Annotated in this window: 4 protein-coding genes; all 4 read left to right on the top strand. The window is 66.9% G+C overall.

The genetic code is table 11. The annotated features are described in order from the left end of the window. Positions 1-283: 283 nt before the first annotated feature. The 4 genes from QZ609_RS25015 (at position 284) to QZ609_RS25000 (ending at position 4,092) form a co-directional block, all read left to right on the top strand. Positions 284-1,291, top strand: a complete 1,008-nt coding sequence (locus tag QZ609_RS25015; protein ID WP_295500712.1) for a sulfate ABC transporter substrate-binding protein — start codon at positions 284-286, stop codon at positions 1,289-1,291. 30 nt (positions 1,292-1,321) lie between these two features. Continuing rightward, entirely contained in the window at positions 1,322-1,945 is a 624-nt protein-coding gene (gene ssuE / locus QZ609_RS25010) for an NADPH-dependent FMN reductase (RefSeq protein ID WP_295500708.1), read from the top strand. Between the two features lie 117 nt (positions 1,946-2,062). Continuing rightward, positions 2,063-3,067 carry a sulfonate ABC transporter substrate-binding protein gene (locus tag QZ609_RS25005; protein WP_295500706.1) on the top strand — a complete coding sequence of 335 codons (1,005 nt, stop codon included), beginning with the start codon at positions 2,063-2,065 and terminating at the stop codon, positions 3,065-3,067. A 5-nt stretch (positions 3,068-3,072) separates the two neighbouring features. After that, complete coding sequence (locus QZ609_RS25000) at positions 3,073-4,092, top strand: sulfonate ABC transporter substrate-binding protein (protein WP_295500715.1); 1,020 nt, start codon at positions 3,073-3,075, stop codon at positions 4,090-4,092. Positions 4,093-4,118 lie beyond the last annotated feature (26 nt).

Here is a 4,118-nt window from a genome sequence, read left to right as displayed (position 1 = left end):
TTCTTTGCTTACTTTCTTTGGCAAGACAAAGAAAGTGAGTCGGCCCCGGCAGGGGGCGAAAGGGAGGTAGACCACCAAGACCAAACCCCGGCAGGGGATGAAACAAGGGATGGACCACCAACCATCAAACCTAAGCGGGTTTGCCTCCACCAGCCACGCGCCCCCAGCCCCTTATGCAAAAACCGATGAACATTCCCTGAAACCATTCGTTCCCCGAAGAAGGCCCGCTCGGTAGTCTTGCTGCTATCAGAAATCAAGAACACCCAGGACCGGAGCCAGCAAGATGATTCGCAAGTTTGTCTTCCATGCCATTGCGGCTGCCATCGTGGCGGGGGGAACCGCGGGCGCGCACGCTGCAACGACGCTGCTGAACGTGTCATACGACCCGACGCGCGAGCTGTACAAAGAGATCAACACCGAATTCGCCAAGAAGTGGAAGGCCGACACGGGTGAGGACATCACCCTGCGCGCCTCGCACGGCGGCTCGGGCAAGCAGGCCCGCTCGGTCATCGACGGGCTCGACGCCGACGTGGTGACGCTGGCGCTCGGCTACGACATCGACGCCATTGCCGACAAGGGCCTGACGGGCAAGGACTGGCAGAAGCGCCTGCCGCACAACGCCTCGCCGTACACCTCCACCATCGTCTTCCTGGTGCGTAAGGGCAACCCGAAGGGCATCAAGGACTGGAACGACCTGGTCAAGCCGGGTATCGCCGTCATCACGCCCAACCCGAAGACCTCGGGCGGCGCGCGCTGGAACTACCTGGCTGCGTGGGCCTACGCACTCAAGCAGCCGGGTGGCTCGGACGCCGCCGCCCGCGACTTCGTGCAGAAGCTCTACAAGAACGTGCCGGTGCTCGATTCGGGCGCGCGCGGCGCCACCACCACCTTTACTGAACGCGGCATCGGCGACGTGCTGATCGCGTGGGAAGACGAGGCGCTGCTGGCCGCGCGCGTGGAGGGCAAGGACAAGTTCGACGTGGTCGTGCCGTCCATCTCCATCCTGGCCGAGCCGCCGGTGGCGGTGGTCGACAAAGTGGCCGACAAGAAGGGCACGCGCAAGGCTGCGGAGGCTTACCTGAAGTTCCTGTACACGCCACAAGGCCAGGAGATCGGCGCGAAGAACTTCTATCGCCCGACCGATCCGGCCATCGCCAAGAAGCACGAGAGCGCATTCCCGAAGGTGAAGCTGGTGACGATCGACGACACCTTTGGCGGCTGGCAGAAGGCGCAGAAGACGCACTTTGCCGACGGCGGTCAGTTCGACCAGTTGTATCAACCGGGCAAGTAAGCCCAATCAATCCACAGGTGTGTCCGCATCATGCAAATCCTGACGATCTCCGGCAGCCCTTCGGCGCAATCGCGATCCGCGCGCCTGCTGGGTCATGTGCGCGCGCAGCTCGAGCGCGCCGGCGAGACCGCGGACCACCTGGACCTGCGCAGCCTGCCGGCCGAGGCGCTACTGGGCGCGCAGTTCTCCGCCCCGGCCATCGTCGATGCGCTGGCGCGGGTGGAGGCCGCCGGGGTGGTGATCCTTGCCACGCCGGTCTACAAGGCGGCCTACAGCGGGCTGCTCAAGACCTTCCTCGATCTGCTGCCGCAGAGCGGGCTGCGCGACAAGGTCGTGCTGCCGATCGCCACCGGCGGCAGCCTCGCCCACACGCTGGCGATCGACTACGCGCTGCGGCCGGTGCTGTCGTCGCTGGCGGCGCGCTCGATCCTGCCGGGCATCTTTGCCGTCGATGCGCAGATCGTCGTGGATGACGATGGCCTGACCGTCGATCCGCAACTCCAGCAGCGACTCGATGACGGCGTGGAGCGCGTGCACCAGGCCCTGGCGCTGGCGCGTCACCCGGCCGTGGCGCAAGTCATCGTCTCCAGCCGCAGCGCGGTGCGCGCCACCTTCCAGGCCGCTGGCGCCGAACGAATGCGATGTCTGGCGTGATGCGCTGAGGCGCGCGCCGCCCCCATAGACGTTTCCCGTTGTTGTCATGCCGCGCAGCCCGTGCGCGCGGTTCGTGCCGCCCCAACACCCTGATCGACCGACCCGACCGACCTCGCCATGAACACGCACTCGCCCCTGCGCCGGACCCTGACCCTCGCCACTGCACTGCTTGCCACGCTTGGCACGCCTGCGGCCTTCGCCAACAGCGATGCACCGCCCCCGACTGCCGCCAAGCAACTGCGCATCGGCTACCAGAAGTACGGCACGCTGACCGTGCTCAAGGCGCGCGGCACGCTGGAGAAGCGCCTCGCCGCCCAGGGCATCGAAGTGAAGTGGACCGAGTTTCCCGCCGGCCCGCAGTTGCTGGAAGGGCTGAACGTCGGCGCCATCGATTTCGGCACGACCGGTGAAGCGCCGACCATCTTCGCGCTGGCCGCCGGCGCACATCTCGTCTACGTCGGCAACCAGCCGCCCGCGCCGGCCGGCGAGGCCATCATCGTGCCGAAGACTTCGCCGCTCAAGAGCGTGACCGACCTGCGCGGCAAGCGCGTGGCCTTCAACAAGGGCTCGAACGTGCACTACCTGCTGGTCAAGTTGCTGGAGAAGGCCAACGTGCCTTACAGCGAGATCCAGCCCGTCTACCTGACCCCCGCCGACGCACGTGCCGCCTTCGAGCGCGGCGCCATCGATGCTTGGGTGATCTGGGACCCGTTCTTCGCCGCTGCTGAAACACAGCTCGGTGCGCGCGTGCTGGCCGACGGCACCGGCGTGGTCAACAATTCGCAGTACTTCCTGGCCTCGAAGGGCTATGCGGCGGCGCGTCCGGATGTGCTGAACGTGGTGCTCGACGAGCTGAAGCAGACCGACACGTGGGCGGCTGCCCATCTGAAGGACGTGACGACCATCCTTGGGCCCCAACTGGGCCTGGAGCCGGCGGTGGTGACGCGCTCCGTCTCGCGCATCGCCTACGGCATCCAGCCGGTCGGCGCCGAGGCATTGGCCGACCAGCAGCGCATCGCCGATACGTTCCACGCGCTCAAGCTGATCCCGCGCCCGGTGAAGGTGGCGGATTCCGCGTGGAATCCGAGCGCGCAGCCCACGACGCAACAAGCCGCACGCTGATCGTCATGGCCATCGACCTTCAACGCCGCCGCCTGCTGACGGCCTCTGCTGCCGGTGCATCGTTGGCCGCCCTGGGGCCGGTGGCGCAGGCCGCCAATGCCGCCGCGCCGGCCAGCCTGCCGAAGATCACGCCACCTACGCAGTTGCGTGTTGGTTTCCAGAAGAGCGCAGTCAACCTCGTCATCGTCAAGGAAAGCCGCGCGCTGGAGCAGCGCTTTCCCGAAACGAAGGTGAGCTGGCTGGAATTCCCGGCCGGGCCGCAGCAGTTGGAAGCGCTGTCGGCGGGTAGCCTGGACCTGGCCATCACCGGCGATACGCCGCCGGTGTTCGCGCAGGCCGCAGGCAAAGACTTGCGCTATGTCGGCGTGGAGCCGCCCAAGCCGGACAGCTCGGCCATCCTCGTGCCGCAGGGCTCGACGCTCAAGACGCTGGGCGACTTGAAAGGCAAGCGCATCGCGCTGCAGAAGGGCTCGAGTGCGCATTTCCTGATCGTGCGCGCGCTGCAGAAGGGCGGCCTGACCTTTGCCGACATCCAGCCCGTGTACCTGACGCCCGCCGATGCGCGCGCCGCCTTCGAGCGTGGCGCCATCGATGCCTGGGGCATCTGGGACCCGTACTACGCCGCCACTGAACTCGCCATCAAGCCGCGCGTGCTGGCCACGGGCCGGGGGCTCACGTCCAACAACTCGTTCTACTTCGCGCCGCGCGCCTTTACCGAGCAGCACGGCGACACGCTCGCCGCGATCTTCGCCGAGCTGTCGCGTGCCGACCGCCTGGTGCAGGAGAACCGCAAGGAAGCCGCGCAGCGCCTCGCCGATTTCTCCGGCCTGTCGCTGGCGACGGTGCACCTGTTCCTGTCGCGGCGGCCGCCGTCGCCGGTGCGGCCGCTCACGCCCGAGGCGATTGCCGAACAGCAGCGCGTGGCCGATGCCTTCCACGGGCTGGGGCTGATCCCGCGTGCGGTCAAGCCGGTCGAGCTGGTCTGGCACCCGACTGCGGCGCAACTGGCGATCGCTCAAAGCTGATTTCGATTCAAGGAGCTGTCATGCAA

The organism is uncultured Ralstonia sp., assembly GCA_913056305.1.
In the GTDB taxonomy this organism is placed as follows: Bacteria; Pseudomonadota; Gammaproteobacteria; order Burkholderiales; family Burkholderiaceae; genus Ralstonia.
Note: the sequence above shows the minus strand (reverse complement) of the source record. Positions and strands in the feature narration are given on the sequence as shown.